Source organism: Sphingomonas sp. BT-65, assembly GCF_026107375.2.
Taxonomy (GTDB): Bacteria; Pseudomonadota; Alphaproteobacteria; order Sphingomonadales; family Sphingomonadaceae; genus Sphingomonas.
Window position 1 is genome coordinate 70,082 of sequence record NZ_JAPCIA010000003.1, and the last position, 16,803, is coordinate 86,884.

Here is a 16,803-nt window from a genome sequence, read left to right on the forward strand (position 1 = left end):
GATTTGCGAAACGATCCGTTTCAGACGTTTCCATTTACGCACTGATCGCAGAGCCTATCTTGGGCGTCAACCAAGGAGGCACACATGATCGAGAAACGCTCGTTCGACAGCCTGGGCCATGCCGATCACGGGTGGCTCAACGCCCGACACCATTTCAGCTTCGCCAACTATTATGACCCCGACCGGATGGGCTGGGGAGCGATCCGCGTGTGGAACGACGACGAGATCGCGCCCAATAGCGGCTTCCCGCCGCACCCGCACAAGGACATGGAGATCATCACCTATGTCCGGAAGGGAGCGATCACGCACCAGGACTCGATGGGCAACACCGGCAAGACCGGCGCCGGCGACGTCCAGGTGATGAGTGCGGGCACCGGGGTGCGGCACGCCGAGTATAATCTCGAGACCGAGACGACGACCTTGTTCCAGATCTGGATCATGCCGCGGGCCGAGGGCGGCGCGCCGAGCTGGGGCGCCAAGCCGTTCCCCAAGGGCGAGCGCTCGGGCAAGTTCGTGACTTTGGCCTCGGGCTTCGAGGAAGACACCGACGCGCTGCCGATCCGTGCCGATGCGCGGGTGCTGGGCGCGACGATCAAGGCGGGCGAGAGCCTGACTCACTCGGTGGGCGAGGGGCGCTACGCCTATCTCGTTCCCGCGGTGGGCAAGATCGAGATCGACGGACAGCCCTTCGACGCGCGTGACGGCGCTGCCCTCACCGGCGGGCAGACCGTGACGATCACCGCGATCGAGGACGCCGAGATCGTCCTGGTCGACGCCGACTGACAAGATCCCCCGGAGCGGTCCGCGACCTCCCCCTCCCCAGGCGGGCCGCTCCACCCTCATCACATCAGGAGACACGTAATGGCCAAGGTTCTGGTCCTCTATTACTCGTCCTATGGACATCTGGCGACGATGGCCGACGCCGTCGCCGAGGGCGCGCGTTCGGTGGGCGCCGAAGTGGATGTCCGCCGCGTGCCTGAGACCGCGCCGCCCGAAGTGGCCGCGGCGGCGGGCTTCCAGGCCGACCACTCGCATCCGCTGATCGAGGGACCCGAGGCGCTGGCGAATTACGACGCGATCATCGTCGGCGCGCCGACCCGCTATGGCCGCATGGCGAGCCAGATGGCGGCGTTCTGGGACACGACCGGCGGCATCTGGATGCGCGGCGCGCTGGTCGGCAAGGTCGGCGGCGCGTTCACCTCGACCGCGACCCAGCATGGCGGGCAGGAGACGACGCAGTTCAGCATCATCACCAACCTGCTCCACCACGGCCTCACCATCGTCGGGCTCGACTATGGCTATGCCGGGCAGATGGGCGTGGAAGAAGTGAAAGGCGGCAGCCCCTATGGCGCGAGCACGGTCGCCGACGGCAATGGCAGCCGCCAACCGAGCGAGGCCGACCTGAACGGCGCCCGCTATCAGGGCAAGCGGATCGCCGAGACTGCGGCGAAGCTGTTCGGCTGAGGCCGTCATGGCGCGCCAGCCCGCCTTGTTCGTCTCGCATGGCTCGCCGATGATCATGTTCGAGCCCAGCCCGGCGCGGGAGTTCCTCGCCGGGCTGGCCGGGCAGGTCGAGCGGCCCGATGCGGTCGTGATGGTCTCCGCGCATCACGACATGGCGGAAGCGGTGGTGACCTCGGTCGAGGCGCCGGCGACGATCCACGATTTCGGTGGCTTCCCGCAGAAATTGTTCGACCTGCGCTATCCGGCCAAGGGCGATCCGGGGCTGGCGGCGGAGGTTGCGGTGCTGGTCGAGGGGGCAGGGATTCCCGCGTTCCTCGATCCGGCGCGCGGGCTCGATCATGGCGCCTGGGTGCCGCTGATGCTGGCCTGGCCCGAGGCGGACGTGCCGGTGGTGCAGCTGTCGATCAGCAGCACGCATGCGCCCGAATGGCATTACCGGATCGGGCAGGCGCTGGCGCCGCTGCGCGACCGCAACATCCTGATCATCGGATCGGGCAGCCTAACGCATAATCTGCGCGCGATCTTCGTCGAAGGGCGCGATCATCATGCGGCGGTGCCCGACTGGGTGTCGGCATTCGCGGACTGGATGAAGGCGCGGTTTGACGCGGGCGATACCGATGCGGTGCTGCACGCGGTCGCGCGCGCGCCGTTCGGCCGGCAGAACCACCCGACGCCCGACCATATCCTGCCGCTGTTCACCGCGATGGGCGCGGGGAGCGGAGATGGCGATCTGCACTGCGAACGGTTGCACCACAGCTACACCTATGGCGTGCTCGCGATGGACGCCTATGCCTTCTCATAAGCGCTTGCCATATAATCATACTTGTATGATTATATCTGCTGAATGCAGAGGTGAAGGCGATGCGGCGTTTTCTCGCGGGTCTCGTTGCGATCGCCACGCTGGCGGCGGCGCCCGTATCGGTGGGTCAGGACGTGCCGCCGGGCGCGCCCGAGACGCCGCCGGTCGATCCTGCGCGGGCCTATCTGTTCGCGCACATGACCAAGGCGCGCTACGGCGTTCTCTATTATTCAGTGAGCCTCGACGGGCTGCACTGGAAGCAGCTCAACGGCGGCAGGCCGGTATCGGCGGACTATCACGGCCATGCTTCGATCGCGCGCGGGCCGGACGGGCGCTATTTCCTCGTCGGCAATAAAAGCGATGACGATCCGCTGATCCGTTTCTGGGTCTCGGCAGACCTGATCCGCTGGACGCCCTATGGCACCTACCGCCCCGAACTGAAGGGCATTGCGGGACTGCCCGGTGCGCTGCAGCGGATCGGCGCGCCCAAGCTCTATTTCGACGCGCCTTCGGGGCAGTTCCTGCTGACCTGGCATACGCCCAACGTGCCGGGATCGGACAAAGACCCCGAACGCTATTGGGCGAGCCAGCGCACGCTCTATGTGCAATCGAAGGATCTCAAGACCTTCGATGCCGCGCCGCGCCGCTTGTTTGATTGGGACATGGCGACGATCGACACCATCATCCAGCCCAACCCGGCAGGCGGCTATTGCGTTATCGTGAAGGACGAGCGTTATCCGTCCTACGACTGGATCACGGGCAAGACGATCCGGGTCAGCTGCGCCCCATCGCTGCTCGGCCCCTATCCCGAGCCCGGTCCGCCGGTCAGCCCCAATTTCCGCGAGGCACCGACGCTGATCCGCTCGCCCGAAGGCCGCGAATGGCTGCTCTATTACGAGCAATATGCCGGGACCGGCTATGGCCTGTCCAAGGCGCTGCGGCTGGAAGGGCCGTGGTACCAGGTATCAGGCAACACCGGCGTCGCGGCGTGGAACCGCTACGAGATGCCTGCCGGCGTCCGGCACGGATCGATGATCGCGATCAGCCGCAAAGAGCATGACGCGCTCGTCGCGGCCTTTCCCGAGGGGCGCTGATCAGTTCGGATAGCCGCGCGCGCAGTCCCCATTGCAACCCCGCGCGGTTTTCCGTGGAAGCCCATGGTTGCGGCTCAGCTGGCGCGTCGCTGGCATTTGGCAGGCGGTCCGCCTAGCTTCCCCCAAGAGGGAAGCGATGCATGGCCTATAGCGTCAAGCCCGGCGACCGGACCGCGCAGGCAGCGCTGCGGCGCATCGCTTGCAGCCAGATCGATCGCGCCATTGCCGAGATCAACGCGCCCGAATTGTCACGCGGTGAAGTCGTGCACCGGCTCCGTCGCCGCACGAAGAAGCTGCGCGCGCTGCTGCGGCTCGTGCGGCCCCATTTCGACCGTTATGCGCCGGAGAGCGCCGGGTTTCGCGACATGGCGCGGCTGCTGTCGACAAGCCGCGACGCAACGGTGATACGGCACACGCTCGAGAGGCTGCTGCGCGCATGGGATTCCCGGGCACTGCCGGGGGATGTCGCCCGCTTGCGGCCGCTCGTCAGTGACGGCGGACATGCGGAGACGGCTGAGAATGTCGGGGCCGCGCTCTCGACGGTGCGCGAACGGCTTGGCGCGGCGCGCGAGCGCGTGACGGGCTGGGCGCTGGACTCCGAAGGGCTGGACGCGCTCGCGGACGGCCTGACAAAATCCTACCGGCGCGCCCGCAAGGCGATGGCGGCGGCTGAGGCGAAGCCGGTGGCGGGACGGCTTCACGAATGGCGCAAGCGGGTGAAGGACCACGGCTTTCACCGCCGCCTGCTGCGCCGCGCGCTACCCCATAAGCTGCACGCGGGCCTGGCACAGCTCGACGAACTGGCCGAGTTGCTGGGCGATCTCCATGATCTGGCGATGCTGCGCGAGCGTGTTTACGCAGCCGGCGACGCCCCGCCGCGCGCCGCGCGGACGCGCCTGGTTGCTGCGATCGACCGGCGGGAACGTGCCTTGACCGCGCGATCTTTCGACGTGGGTGCGCGGCTGTTCCACCGGAAGCCGAAGGCGATGGCGCACGGCGTGCGGCGGCGCCTCGCCGCGATGCGGCACGGGGAGCCGGACGCACAGGCCTAGTTGCAACCGGCCGTTGCTTTCCCCATTGCGGGGGCATGATCCAGGACCATGTGCTGTTCATCGACGGTGAGGCGATCATCCTCGACAAGCCCGCCGGCTTGCCGGTCGATCCCCCGCGCGACGGATCGATCAGCCTGGAGAACCATCTCGGCAATCTGACCTTCGGCTTCCAGCGCTGGCCGACACCTGTGCACCGGCTCGACCGCGATACCAGCGGCTGCCTGTTGCTCGCGCGCAACCCCAAGGCGCATGCGCGCTTCCAGCAGGCGTTCGAGGCGGGGGCGGTGACCAAGCGCTACCTTGCAGTGATCGACGGGGTGCCGGAGGAGCATTCGGGGCTGATCGACCTGCCGCTGCTCAAGGTGTCGAGCGCCGAGCGCGGGTGGCGGATGACCGGCGACCCGAAAGGCAAGGCGGCGCGGACGCGCTGGCGCGTGCTCGATGCGAAGGACGGACGGGCGTTCGTCGCCTTCTATCCCGAGACCGGGCGCACGCATCAGATCCGCGTCCATGCCGCCGAGGGGCTCGGCATCCCGATCACCGGCGATCCGGTCTATGGGGTCGCCGGTGGGCGGGCGCTGATGCTGCACGCGGCGCAGCTGACGGTACCGCGGCCGGGCAAGCCCGACGTGCATGGCGAGGCGCCGACGCCGGTGCGCTTCAAGGCGATGGGGTTCGGCGGGTTCGCCGAGGTGGACGATGCCGGCTGAGCTGCCCGAGGAAGCGATCGTCGAGGAGAAGTTCCTCGCCGCGTCGGGACCGGGCGGGCAAAACGTCAACAAGGTCGCGACCGCGGTGCAGCTGCGCGTCGACGTGTTCCGGCTGGGGCTGCCGCCCTATGCCTATGCCAAGCTCAAGGAGCTGGCGGGCAGCCGCATGACCGCCGGGGGCGAGCTGGTGATCACCGCGCGGAAATTCCGCACGCAGGAGGCGAACCGCCAGGATGCGCGCGAGCGCGTGGCCGAGCTGATCGAGAAGGCGCTCGAGCGCGATGCGCGGCGGATCAAGACCAAGCCGAGCAGAGCCGCGAAGGCGCGGCGGGTGGACGAGAAGAAGGGGCGGTCCGCGGTCAAGGCGGGCCGCGGCAGGGTGCGGGTCGAGTGAAGGCGCGGGTCGAGACGGCGTTGGCGGCGCTCGAGGCGCAGGGTTCGGCAGCGCATCGCGACAAGCTCGGCCCGAGCTTCGGGATCGTCACCGCCGACCGCGTGATCGGGGTACCGATGGCGGCGATCCAGAAGATCGCGAAGGGCATCGGCAAGCACCACGACCTCGCCGCCGCGCTGTGGGCAACGCGGGTGTACGAGGCGCGGATGCTGGCGTGCCTGATCGACGATCCCAGGCTGGTGACGGTGGCGCAGATGGACGCCTGGCGTGCCGATTTTGACAATTGGGCGGTGACTGACACGGTGTGCTTCAAGCTGTTCGACCGGGTGGCGGGCGCGGACGCGATGGTCGAGCCGTGGACGCGGCTGAACGACGAGATGGGGCGGCGCGCGGGGTTCGTGCTGCTCGCTTGCCTGGCGCTGCACGGGCGCCAAGCGGACTATATTGCCGGGCTGGCGCTGATCGAGGGTGCGGCGAGCGACGAACGCAACTTCGTGAAGAAGGGCGTCAACTGGGCGCTGCGCGCGATCGGCGGGAAGAAGGATCCGGCCTTGCGCAAGGCGGCGCGCGAGGTGGCGGCGCGGCTGGCGGAGTCGGACGACAAGACCGCGCGCTGGAACGGCAAGGATGCGCTGCGCGCCTTCGCCAAGGCCGATGCCAAGGGCACCGCGGCGTGACTGGCGCGTTGGGAGGCGCATGATGCGCCGTTTCCTGCTCGCCTTGCCGTTGATCCTCGCCGCCTGCTCGGAGGAGCCGGCAGCGCCGCCCGCCGGCAATGAGAGCGTCGAACGCCCGACCGCGCCCGGACCTGAGGCGCCACCGCCAACACCAAAGACCGTGGACGCGGGGACCATCCCCGCGGCCTTTCGCGGCGAGTGGAACCGTACGGCCGCCGATTGCGGCACCGGCAACAACGACAGCCGCCTGCGGATCGAGGCCAAGCGCCTGCGCTTCCACGAGAGCAGCGGCGACGTGATAGCGGTGCACGGCGAGGGGCGCACGATCACGGTGCGCGCACGCTATTCGGGCGAAGGCGAGACCTGGGAGGATGCGCGCAGCTTCACCTTGTCGGCGGACGGCAACACGCTGAGCGCGGACGGGATCGAGCGGACGCGCTGCACCTGACCCTCTTGCGCCGGGCGGCGCGCCGCGCCACCTGCGGGTTATGTACAGCTTCGACATCGCCGCCGGATCCAAGGCCGAGCTCTATCGCGACCTCCACGCCGCGCTCGACGCGCTGACCGCGGGAGAGGCGGACGCGATCGCCAACATGGCGAACGCCGCGTCGCTGATCTGGCAGTATCTGCCCGACCTCAACTGGGCGGGGTTCTATCGCAATGTCGAGGGCGAGCTGGTGCTGGGGCCCTTCCAGGGCAAGGCAGCGTGCATCCGCATTCCCTTTGGCAAGGGCGTGTGCGGCGCGGCGGCGGCGACCGGCGAGACCCAGCTGGTCGAAGACGTCCATGCCTTTCCCGGCCACATCGCGTGCGACGCGGCGAGCAACGCCGAGCTGGTCGTGCCGATTTCGCACGAAGGCCGGCTGATCGGGGTGCTCGACCTCGACAGCCCGACGCAGGGGCGGTTCGATGCCGAGGATGCAGCGGGCTGCGAGGCGCTGATGGCGCTGTTGGGACCGCGAATCGCGCGTTAACGGCTGGCGCGGCTGTTCCGAATCGGCACGATCGGTGGCCGTCTTCACCGTTTGATATTAAATTCTTGACCCGATTCGGGACTTCCTTAACCACAGGGCTTCGTGGTCGCCTCCCGGTGGAGGTGTTAAGAAATGGTGAAGATTCGTGCGCCTCACCCCAGGGAAGCGCGCAGCAAAGGAGCTGTCATCGCCATGCGTACCGCTACTCTGATCGTCGCTGCGGTGAGCAGCCTGTCGCTGGCCGCGCCGGCGGTGGCGCAGCAGCGCAGTATGCAGGGCGCGCGCCCGTCGATGCAGGCGCCGCGGATGCCATCGACGGCGATCCCCCGGATGAGCCCGCCGCGCGGCGGCAGCTGGCAGCACGGCGGGCAGCGTCCCGGCGGCTGGAAGCCCAATCCCGGGACGCCGCGTCCGGGCGGGTGGCAGCACGGCAAGCCTCCGCAGGGTGGCTGGAAACCGGGCAGGCCCGGCGGATGGAAGCCGGGCACTCCCGGTCATTGGAACCCGGGCAAGCCGGGCAACTGGAAGCCCGGCACGCACCGCCCGGGCTGGCGCTGGGGCGAGAAGATTCGCGGGCGTTGGCATGCGGGGTGGAAGGCGCCCGGCGGCTGGGGCGCCTATCGCCGGCCGGTGCGCGGCTGGACGCTGCCGAGCTTCTGGGTCACCGGCGGCTTCTGGATCAGCGACTGGTCGAGCTGGGGGCTGAGCAGCCCGCCTTATGGCTATAACTGGGTGCGCTATTATGACGACGCGGTGCTGGTCGACAATGGCGGCCGCGTGTGGGATTCGGTGAGCGGGCTCGACTGGGACCGCGACGATTACGACTACGAAGGCGACGAATACGCCTACGAAGGCGATGGCTATTACGAGGGCGAGGAGGGCTATCCCGGCCCCGGTGCCGACTATGACGCGCCCGACTATCGCGACGACGACTATGGCTATAGCGAGACGCGGCGGGTCCATGCGGTACCGGCGCGGCCGCTGCGCTGCGTCGCGAACTGCCATGGCGGCTATACCTATGGCGGTGGCTATTATTACGGTGCGCCGACGACCACCACGGTGGTGATCCAGTCGGCGCCGGTGGTGACCACGACGGTGACCGAGACGGTCGAGGAAGTCACCTATGGCGGCGGCAGGGTGGTGCGCCGCGCTCCGTCCAAGAAGCTCTATCGCGCGCCGGTGAAGGTCAAGAGCAAGACCTGCTATTGCCGTTGAAGCGCTGCCCGCCGCCGTCCGTCTGGGGGGAGGACGGCGGCGGGTTTATTGACTAACGCGGCGGGCGCGTGCCGAAGGTGACGATGCTCTCGCTGCCGTCTTCGGCGACCGCCGAGACGCCGACGAAATGATCGTCGACCACCACGTCCTTGAGCACCGTCTCGGTGCGGCCGGCGACGCCGCGGACGTCGCTCCAGTCCTGCGTGTCGTTGCGGCGCCAATAGACGCGATAGCCCTTGGCACCCGGCACCGGGTTCCACTTGACCTTGATGTCGGTCGAGACCGCGCCGTCGAGCACCACGCCTGACGGCGCATCGGGTGCGTTGGCGAGGCGGCGGAGCGTCGCGACGTTGAGCGCTGTCACCTTGGCGAGATAGGGGAAATCCATCTTGTCGACCGTGTCGCCATAGACGCGGTCATTCTCGGTGCGCAGGTCCTGGTGCTGCTGGTCGTAATTCTCGGCGCCGACCGAGAAGCGCACTGCGGGGTAGCCGAGGCGCAGGAACGGCTCATGATCGCCGCCGCGGCCGAAGCGGTCGGGACGGCGCACGATGAAGGCGTCGAGCGCGTCGCGGTCCTTCTCGCGCATGCCGTCCGCCACCTTGTCGATCGCCTTGGCGAGCGCACGGCTGGGGCCGTCATCCTCGCCGCCGTCGCCGCGGCGCTTGATCTGCTCCTCGAGCGTCTCCGACGCGCGGATGCCCTCGGAGAAGACGCGCACGCGATCGGCGACGCGGACGCCATTCTGGCCCATGGTATTGCCGACGATGTCGTTGTTGAGCACCGCGACCACGGTCCAGCCGCGCTCCTTGGCAGTCTCGGCGAGCAGGGTGCCGCCCATCAGGCCCTGCTCCTCGCCCGAGAGAGCGGCATAGATGATCGTTGCCTTGTGCTTTTCCTTCGAGAGGATGCGCGCCGCCTCGATCACCAGCGCCACACCCGAGGCGTCGTCGTTGGCGCCGGGTGCGTCGGCGGTGAAGTTCATGACGTCGGTGACGCGGCTGTCGATATGGCCCTGGACGATGACGACTCGCTTGGGGTCCGCGCCCGCCTGGAAGCCGAGTACGTTGACCACCTCGACCCCGTTCGGCGCGCGCGGGCCGGTGAAAGTGCGCGCGATGTTGGCGACCTCGATGCACTTGCACGCTGCGCCGATGCGGTTGAGTTCGTCCGCCGCCCATTTGCGCGCGGCGCCGATGCCGCGGACGGGGTCGGTGGCGGAGGAGAGGGTGTGGCGCGTGCCGAAGCTCACCAGCTTCTCGACATCGGCCTTGAGGCGTTCGGGGCTGGGCTGGTCCTGAGCGGCGGCAGGGGCTGCGGCGAGCAGCGCGAGCAAGGGGAGGGTTCGCATGGCGATCAGCTTAGCCGGTCGATCGCTTCGCGGTCGAGGCTTCCCGGGATGATCATCAACGGGATCGGCAGCGCGGCCATGTCGCCGCCGGTGAAATGGGTGACCAGCGCGCCGGGCTTGCCGCCGGTCGCCGCGCCGAGCACGAGCGCGGCGATCTCGGGGTTGGCGGCGATCAGCTCGCGGATGATCTTGGGGCCGTCGCCCTCGCGCACGGTGATGGTGGGCTTGAGGCCCGATTCCTGGATCAGCGTGCCCGCCGCGCCCGCGACCAGCGCCTCGGCACGCTGGCGCGCCTCTTCCTCGATCGTCGCCATCACGCCGCCCCACTGCACGAAATCGGGCTTGGGAATCATCACCAGGATCTCGACCCCGCCGCCCGTCTTGACGGCGCGGCGGGCGGCGAAGCGGAGCGCGATCTGCGCCTCCGGACTTTCGTCAATCACCACAAGATAGGTGCGCATGAAACCATCCCCTCCGGTTTCGCATGGTGGTGACGCGGGAAGCCGCGCTGCGCAAGACCGGAGTGGGGCCTTACGGGCGCGGCAGGCTTGACCCGCGCCGTGCATCGCGCAAGGGAGGGCCGAAACCAACAGCCTGCGACAGGATCCTCCTCCCCCATGTCGATCGAGATCAAGATGCCTGCCCTTTCCCCGACGATGGAGGAGGGCACCCTCGCCAAATGGCTGGTGAAGGAGGGCGACACGGTCAAGGCTGGCGACCTGATGGCCGAGATCGAGACCGACAAGGCGACGATGGAGTTCGAGGCGGTCGACGAAGGCACGATCGCCAAGATCCTGGTGGCCGAGGGCACTGACGGGGTGAAGGTCGGCACGGCGATCGCGATCCTGGCGGGCGAGGGCGAGGATGCCTCGGCGGTCGAAGCGCCCAAGGTGGAAGCGCCCAAGGCGGAGGCGCCGAAGGAAGAACCCAAGGCTGCGGCGCCGGCTCCGGCTCCGGCCGAGCCTGCGAAGCCTGCGCCGGCCCCCGCTGCGAGCGGCGATCGCGTAAAGGCGAGCCCGCTGGCGCGTCGCATTGCCGCCGAGAAGGGCGTCGAACTGTCGGCGGTGCAGGGCTCCGGACCCGGTGGCCGCATCGTCAAGGCGGACGTCGAGGATGCCAAGCCCGGCGCGGCACCCGCGCCCAAGGCGGCGGAAGCGCCAGCGGCTGCTGCTGGGGCCCCGGCTCCGGCGGCGGCGCCAGCCTCGGTGTGGTATGACGAGAGCATCCCGCACGAGGAAGAGAAGCTCAGCAACATCCGCAAGACGATCGCGCGCCGCCTGACCGAGGCGAAGCAGACGATTCCGCACATCTATCTGACCGTCGACGTTCAGCTCGACGCGCTGCTCAAGCTGCGCGGCCAGCTCAACAAGAGCCTGGAGGGCCGTGGGGTCAAGCTGTCGGTCAACGACATGCTGATCAAGGCGCTCGCGGTGGCGCTGATGCAGGTGCCCAAGTGCAACGTCACCTATGCCGGCGACAAGCTGATCAAGTACAGCCGCACCGACATCTCGGTCGCGGTGTCGACACCCACCGGCCTGATCACCCCGATCATCCGCGATGCGGCGAACATCGGCCTGGCGTCGATCTCGACCCAGATGAAGGAACTCGCCGAGCGCGCGAAGGAAGGCAAGCTCAAGCCCGAGGAATATCAGGGCGGCACTGCCAGCATCTCGAACATGGGCATGTACGGCATCAAGCAGTTCGACGCAGTGATCAACCCGCCCCAGGCGACGATCCTGGCGGTCGGCGCGGGCGAGAAGCGGCCCTACATCGTCGACGATGCGCTGGGCGTGGCGACCGTCATGTCGGCGACCGGCAGCTTCGATCACCGCGCGGTGGACGGGGCCGACGGCGCCGAGCTGATGAAGGTGTTCAAGGCGCTCGTCGAGTCGCCGTTCGGCCTGCTGGCCTGAGGGCGGGGGCGCCGCGATGCGCGTCCTGGTCGAAGCTTTGCACATCGCCGCCGGCATCGCGGTCGCGCTGATGATCGGCGCGGTGGCGAGCTGGGCCTATCCGCTCGCCGAGCGCGACATCTGGCTGGTGACAGGCGTGGCGATCGTGTGCGTGATCCTGATGGGGATCGAGCCGATGAGTCGCGCGATGGCGCCGGAGCCGGCGGGCAAGGACACGCGCGATGCCTGACCGCGCACCCCCGATCACCGAACCGACGACTCGCGTGAGCACCATGCCCGCGGATGCCAACGCCTATGGCGACATTTTCGGCGGCTGGCTGGTCGGGCAGATGGACATGGCGGCGGGGCTGGTCGCGGCGCGCCGCGCGCGCGGCCGCGCGGTGACCGTGGCGATGGACGGCATGCAGTTCCACGCGCCGGTATTCGTCGGCGACGAGGTGTCGGTCTATGCCAGCCTGGTCAAGGTCGGCCGCACCTCGATGCAGATCGACGTCGAGGCCTGGCGGCGCAACCGGCATGCCGAGGAGCACCAGCTGGTGACGCAGGCGGTGTTCACCTTCGTCGCCGTGGGCGAGGACCGCAAGCCGCGCCCGGTGGACGGCGAGGCGTGACGTGGATCGTAGCGTTCGTGCGGCGGTTCCTCTTGCCCGCCTTTATCGGCGCCTATCTGGCGAACCTTGCGGTCTACTGGATGCTGGAGAGCGAGGGCGGCGCGACCGACTGGAAGAGCGTCGGCGTGCTGTTCGCGATCATTCTCGCCGGGCTGATCGTGGCGTGGCCGGCCTATGTGCTGTTGCGGCGGCTGGCGCTGCCCGCGCTGGTGACGGGGGTGTTGCTGCTGGTGCTGGGGACTGGGATCGGCGCGCTGGCTGCCTATCTCATCGCCATGCAGCTCGTTCCCGATACCGCGGGGGAATATATCCGATTCGGCCTGGTGGTCGGGCCGGTGGCGGCTTTGTTCTGGCTCATCCTCAATTTCGACGTACTGCGCCCCCGGCGGGCGGGGCAATTTGGAGATCGACGTGGCTGAATCCTATGACGTGATCGTGCTTGGCTCGGGCCCCGGCGGCTATGTCGCGGCGATCCGCGCGAGCCAGCTTGGCCTCAAGACCGCGATCGTCGAGCGTGAGCTGCTGGGCGGCATCTGTTTGAATTGGGGCTGCATCCCGACCAAGGCGCTGCTGCGCTCGGCGGAGATTTTCCATTTCATGCAGCACGCCAAGGATTACGGCCTCGCCGCGGAGAAGATCAGCGCGGACCTAGAAGCCGTCGTCAAGCGCTCGCGCGGGGTGGCGAAGCAGCTCAACCAGGGCGTCACGCACTTGATGAAGAAGAACAAGATCGCGGTGCACATGGGCACCGGCAAGCTGACCGGGAAGGGCAAGCTCTCGGTCACCGCCGAGGACGGCAAGACGACCGAGCTGGCCGCGAAGAACATCATTCTCGCCACCGGCGCGCGCGCCCGCGACCTCCCGGGCCTGCCGACGGACGGCAAGCGCGTGTGGACCTATCGCCATGCGATGACCCCGCCCGAGATGCCGAAGAGGCTGCTGGTCATCGGATCGGGCGCGATCGGGATCGAGTTCGCGAGCTTTTACAACGACATGGGCGCCGAGGTGACGGTGGTCGAGATGCTCGACCGCATCGTGCCGGTCGAGGATGCCGACATCTCGGCGCATCTCGAAAAGGCGCTCAAGAAGCAGGGCATGACGATCATGACCGGCGCCAAGGTCGACAAGATCGCCGCCGACGCCAATGGCGTGAAGGCCACCATCATCGCCAAGGACGGCAAGCCCGCTGTGGGCGACTTTAGCCACGTTATCGTCGCGATCGGCATCGTGCCCAACACCAGCGACATCGGGCTCAAGGAGCAGGGCGTCGATGTCGACGACCGCGGCTTCCTCAAGACTGACGGCGCGTGCAAGACCAACATCGACGGCCTCTACGCGATCGGCGACATCACCGCGCCGCCGTGGTTGGCGCACAAGGCGAGCCACGAGGGCGTGATCGCGGCCGAGGCGATCGCGGGCAAGCATCCGCACGCGATGGATCCGCTCAACATCCCGGGCTGCACTTACTGCCACCCGCAGATCGCCAGCGTCGGGCTGACCGAGGCGAAGGCCAAGGAAGCGGGTTACGAGGTCAAGGTCGGCAACTTCCCCTTCATCGGCAATGGCAAGGCGATTGCCCTCGGCGAGCCGGAAGGCTTCGTGAAAACCGTGTTCGACGCCAAGACCGGCGAGCTGCTCGGCGCACACATGATCGGCGCCGAGGTGACCGAGATGATCCAGGGCTATGCCGTCGGCAAGACGCTGGAGACCACCGAGGCCGAGCTGATCGAGACGGTGTTCCCGCATCCGACGATCAGCGAGACGATGCACGAGGCGGTGCTCTCCGCCTATGGCCGCGTGTTGCACATCTGATGCGAGCCCCGGCGATCCTCTGCTGCGTGCTCGCGGCGATGTCGCCGGGAGCATCGGCGATGCGGCGAGTGCAGGAGCCGACCATCGGGCCTGTATGCCTCTATGGCCTCGTCAGCCTGGCCGAGGAGATCGGCAAAAATTGTCCGAAGCTGCACGATGCCCGCGTTCAGACCATATTGTCTGCGAACGTGCAGAAGCTCGACGCCTATTTCGCGCGTGGCGGCTGGACGGCAGCGCAGATCGCCGAGTTCAAGCGCGAGCAGGCTCATGTCGGTGCTCCCGATCCCAAGGGCCTGTTTTGCAAGGGGGAGATGGCATCGTTCTATCCCGACAGTAAGGATGAGACCGAGGGTCTCGCGATCGTGACCGATCACATCGTGTCCAAGCCCCGGCCGCTCGAATGGGGCGACTGCATCTAGACGGATGCTCCGCCCCGCGGCGTTCAGTCTTTTTTGGGGAAACCCTGCCATGCTCGCGCGCGATTTGCGGGAGCATGGCATGTCGTTGAAGACGCTATGGGGTTTGATCGCAGGGCTCGTCCCGGTCGTGTGGTTCGGTGGGCTGGCGATCCATTTCTATCGGGTCAACGAGGCGATGGGCGGGTTCGCGTCGCGCGAGCTGATGCCGACGATCGTCGGGCTTGGCGGGCTCGGGCTGCTGTTCACCATTCCGATCCTGATCCAGCTGGTGCGGCTGGTGAGCGGATCCGCGACCAAACCGAAGGAGCTGAAGGCGCCGGTTGCTGCGGATGACGCGGCGGCGAGCGATTTCGATGCCGACGCCGTGATCGCGCGCTATCTGGAGAAGAAGGCGGCCGGTGAGGCGTCGTTCGAGGTGCCCGACAACGCTGCGCCGCGGCCGACCTTCGGCCGCAAGGTCTGATCCCCCTGAAATAATCGCGCCGGTGAGTTGACCTTTGGCGCGCGTGCGGCGAGCTTCCGCCGACAGCGAGCGGGGGACTCATGAAACGCGAAATCTTCGTTGCGGTCGTGGCCGCGCTGACGGCTGCGCCTGCCTCCGCCGAGACCGTCGTCGTTACCGCGGACCGCATGGTCGACGTCGTGGCCGGGACCATCGTCGAAGAGCCCGTGGTGGTCATCACCGACGGGCGAATCGCGGCGGTGACCGGGCGCAATGGCGGGCGGCCGAACATCCCCGAGGGCGCGAAACGGATCGACCTGCCGGGCAAGACGATCCTGCCCGGGCTGATCGACATGCACGTCCATCTCGACACCAACCCGCGTTATGGCGGCTATACCGGGTTTCAGTTCACCGACAGCTTCTGGGCGATCCAGGGGGTGGCCAACGCCCGCGCGATGCTCAAGGCCGGCTTCACGACGGTCCGCAACGTCGGGTCCGAGAACTATGCGGATGTCGGCTACAAGCAGGCGATCGAGGAAGGGCTGATGGAGGGACCGCGGATCGTGCCCGCAGCGCATGCGCTGGGCGCGACCGGTGGGCATTGCGACCAGACCTATCTGCCGCCCTCATACAAGGCCAAGGGCGTGGCGGTGGGCGACGGGCCGCAGGAACTGCGCGTCAAGGTGCGCGAGCAGCGCAAGTACGGCGCCGAGGTGATCAAGATCTGCGCCACCGGCGGGGTCTTCTCGCGCAACACCGAGCCGGGGCAGCAGCAGCTGTCCGAGGAGGAGATGCGTGCGATCGTCGACGAGGCGCATCAATGGGGCCTCAAGGTCGCGGCGCATGCGCATGGCGCGGCCGGGATCAAGGCGGCGATCCGCGCCGGGATCGACACGATCGAGCATGCCAGCCTGGTCGATGACGAGGGCATCAGGCTCGCCGTCGCGCGCAAGCAGCCGGTGTGGTTCTCGATGGATATCTTCAACACCGACTATACCCAGGCGGAGGGGAAGAAGAACGGCGTGCTCGAGGACAATTTGCGCAAGGACCGCGAGGTGGCGCAGATCCAACGCGACAATTTCCGCAAGGCGCATGCCGCGGGCGTGAAGATGGTGTTTGGCACCGATGCCGGGGTGGTGCCGCACGGCACCGCAGCGGGGCAGTTCCGCGTGATGGTCGAGTATGGGATGACCCCGCTGGAGGCGATCCGCGCCGCGACGGTGAATGCGGCGGAAGCGCTGGGCCGCAGCAAGGATGTCGGCGCGATCGCGGTCGGCCGCTATGGCGATATCGTCGCGGTGGAGGGCAACCCGCTCCAGGACGTGCGCGTGCTCACCGCGGTCAAAGCGGTGATCAAGGGCGGGGCGCTGGTTGCGGACTGACGGCGGTCAGGCGGCGCTCTGGTCCGCCTCGAGGATCTCGACCGTAGTGGCGAGCGGTGCGCGCGGGGCGCTGGCCGTGATCAGCGGTGTCGCCGTGACGGTGGTCGCGCCGATGCGCCGCATCCGCCCGTCGATATGGCCGCCATTCTCCATCGTGATGTTCTCATATTCGACGTCGCCGGTGATCCGCGCGCTGCGCTCGACGGTGAGCTGACGGACGCGGACGGTGCCCTCGATCGCGCCGGCGATGCGCGCGCTTTCGGCGGTGACGCCGCCGACGATTTGGCTCTCGGCGCCCTGGATGAGGGCGGCGCAGTCGACGTCACCCTCGATCCGGCCCTCGATATGCAGCTCGGCGCTGGCGTGGACGTTGCCCGAGATCACGACGTCGGCGCCGATCACGGAGAACATGCCGCGGCGCGCGCCGCCGGGAGTCCCGTTGGAGGGGACCATGACAGGACGATCGTCACGCGGCTTGTTTCCGAACATCTAAG

General features: G+C 67.9%; 22 protein-coding genes. 19 read left to right on the plus strand and 3 right to left on the minus strand.

What is annotated here, in order from left to right:
- Positions 1-84: 84 nt before the first annotated feature.
- From OK349_RS18380 to OK349_RS18430, 11 genes are all read left to right on the plus strand, one after another.
- Complete coding sequence (locus OK349_RS18380; RefSeq protein ID WP_265119376.1) at positions 85-783, plus strand: pirin family protein; 699 nt, start codon at positions 85-87, stop codon at positions 781-783.
- Between the two features lie 78 nt (positions 784-861).
- Positions 862-1,464 carry an NAD(P)H:quinone oxidoreductase gene (gene wrbA, locus OK349_RS18385; RefSeq protein WP_265119377.1) on the plus strand — a complete coding sequence of 201 codons (603 nt, stop codon included), beginning with the start codon at positions 862-864 and terminating at the stop codon, positions 1,462-1,464.
- Between the two features lie 7 nt (positions 1,465-1,471).
- Entirely contained in the window at positions 1,472-2,266 is a 795-nt protein-coding gene (locus OK349_RS18390) for a DODA-type extradiol aromatic ring-opening family dioxygenase (RefSeq protein ID WP_265119378.1), read from the plus strand.
- Between the two features lie 59 nt (positions 2,267-2,325).
- Positions 2,326-3,357, plus strand: a complete 1,032-nt coding sequence (locus tag OK349_RS18395; RefSeq protein ID WP_265119379.1) for a glycoside hydrolase family protein — start codon at positions 2,326-2,328, stop codon at positions 3,355-3,357.
- 140 nt (positions 3,358-3,497) lie between these two features.
- Complete coding sequence (locus OK349_RS18400; protein WP_265119380.1) at positions 3,498-4,409, plus strand: CHAD domain-containing protein; 912 nt, start codon at positions 3,498-3,500, stop codon at positions 4,407-4,409.
- Between the two features lie 35 nt (positions 4,410-4,444).
- Complete coding sequence (locus OK349_RS18405; protein WP_265119381.1) at positions 4,445-5,119, plus strand: RluA family pseudouridine synthase; 675 nt, start codon at positions 4,445-4,447, stop codon at positions 5,117-5,119.
- Positions 5,109-5,513, plus strand: coding sequence for an alternative ribosome rescue aminoacyl-tRNA hydrolase ArfB (gene arfB / locus OK349_RS18410; protein ID WP_265119382.1), 405 nt, complete (start codon positions 5,109-5,111; stop codon positions 5,511-5,513). Before OK349_RS18405 ends, arfB begins: the two co-directional genes overlap by 11 nt.
- Positions 5,510-6,190 (plus strand): DNA alkylation repair protein, encoded by a 681-nt coding sequence (locus OK349_RS18415; RefSeq protein ID WP_265119383.1) that lies wholly within the window; start codon positions 5,510-5,512, stop codon positions 6,188-6,190. The genes arfB and OK349_RS18415 overlap by 4 nt, the downstream gene beginning before the upstream one ends.
- A gap of 19 nt (positions 6,191-6,209) precedes the next feature.
- Positions 6,210-6,638, plus strand: a complete 429-nt coding sequence (locus tag OK349_RS18420) for a hypothetical protein (protein WP_265119384.1) — start codon at positions 6,210-6,212, stop codon at positions 6,636-6,638.
- A 40-nt stretch (positions 6,639-6,678) separates the two neighbouring features.
- Positions 6,679-7,164 carry a GAF domain-containing protein gene (locus tag OK349_RS18425; protein WP_265119385.1) on the plus strand — a complete coding sequence of 162 codons (486 nt, stop codon included), beginning with the start codon at positions 6,679-6,681 and terminating at the stop codon, positions 7,162-7,164.
- A 192-nt stretch (positions 7,165-7,356) separates the two neighbouring features.
- Complete coding sequence (locus tag OK349_RS18430) at positions 7,357-8,379, plus strand: RcnB family protein (protein ID WP_265119386.1); 1,023 nt, start codon at positions 7,357-7,359, stop codon at positions 8,377-8,379.
- Between the two features lie 52 nt (positions 8,380-8,431).
- Here the strand turns inward: OK349_RS18430 and OK349_RS18435 are convergent, their stop codons facing one another.
- Together OK349_RS18435 and OK349_RS18440 are read right to left on the minus strand one after the other, a co-directional pair.
- Positions 8,432-9,730, minus strand: a complete 1,299-nt coding sequence (locus OK349_RS18435) for a M20/M25/M40 family metallo-hydrolase (RefSeq protein WP_265119387.1) — start codon at positions 9,728-9,730, stop codon at positions 8,432-8,434.
- A gap of 5 nt (positions 9,731-9,735) precedes the next feature.
- Positions 9,736-10,191, minus strand: a complete 456-nt coding sequence (locus OK349_RS18440; protein ID WP_265119388.1) for a universal stress protein — start codon at positions 10,189-10,191, stop codon at positions 9,736-9,738.
- Positions 10,192-10,347: 156 nt separating this feature from the next.
- Between OK349_RS18440 and OK349_RS18445 the strand changes: the two genes are divergently transcribed.
- The 8 genes from OK349_RS18445 to OK349_RS18480 all read left to right on the plus strand — a co-directional run bounded on the left by OK349_RS18445 (position 10,348) and on the right by OK349_RS18480 (position 16,309).
- Entirely contained in the window at positions 10,348-11,643 is a 1,296-nt protein-coding gene (locus OK349_RS18445; protein WP_265119389.1) for a pyruvate dehydrogenase complex dihydrolipoamide acetyltransferase, read from the plus strand.
- 16 nt (positions 11,644-11,659) lie between these two features.
- Entirely contained in the window at positions 11,660-11,872 is a 213-nt protein-coding gene (locus tag OK349_RS18450; RefSeq protein ID WP_265119390.1) for a hypothetical protein, read from the plus strand.
- Entirely contained in the window at positions 11,865-12,254 is a 390-nt protein-coding gene (locus tag OK349_RS18455) for an acyl-CoA thioesterase (RefSeq protein ID WP_265119391.1), read from the plus strand. The genes OK349_RS18450 and OK349_RS18455 overlap by 8 nt, the downstream gene beginning before the upstream one ends.
- Positions 12,251-12,673 (plus strand): hypothetical protein, encoded by a 423-nt coding sequence (locus tag OK349_RS18460; protein ID WP_265119392.1) that lies wholly within the window; start codon positions 12,251-12,253, stop codon positions 12,671-12,673. The genes OK349_RS18455 and OK349_RS18460 overlap by 4 nt, the downstream gene beginning before the upstream one ends.
- Entirely contained in the window at positions 12,666-14,066 is a 1,401-nt protein-coding gene (lpdA, locus tag OK349_RS18465; RefSeq protein ID WP_265119393.1) for a dihydrolipoyl dehydrogenase, read from the plus strand. The genes OK349_RS18460 and lpdA overlap by 8 nt, the downstream gene beginning before the upstream one ends.
- A gap of 26 nt (positions 14,067-14,092) precedes the next feature.
- Positions 14,093-14,485: a hypothetical protein gene (locus tag OK349_RS18470; RefSeq protein ID WP_265119394.1), complete on the plus strand. Its 393-nt coding sequence runs from the start codon at positions 14,093-14,095 to the stop codon at positions 14,483-14,485.
- 79 nt (positions 14,486-14,564) lie between these two features.
- Positions 14,565-14,948: a hypothetical protein gene (locus OK349_RS18475; protein WP_265119395.1), complete on the plus strand. Its 384-nt coding sequence runs from the start codon at positions 14,565-14,567 to the stop codon at positions 14,946-14,948.
- A gap of 80 nt (positions 14,949-15,028) precedes the next feature.
- Entirely contained in the window at positions 15,029-16,309 is a 1,281-nt protein-coding gene (locus tag OK349_RS18480; RefSeq protein ID WP_265119396.1) for a Xaa-Pro dipeptidase, read from the plus strand.
- 6 nt (positions 16,310-16,315) lie between these two features.
- Here the strand turns inward: OK349_RS18480 and OK349_RS18485 are convergent, their stop codons facing one another.
- Positions 16,316-16,798, minus strand: coding sequence for a bactofilin family protein (locus OK349_RS18485; RefSeq protein WP_265119397.1), 483 nt, complete (start codon positions 16,796-16,798; stop codon positions 16,316-16,318).
- Between the last annotated feature and the right edge of the window lie 5 nt (positions 16,799-16,803).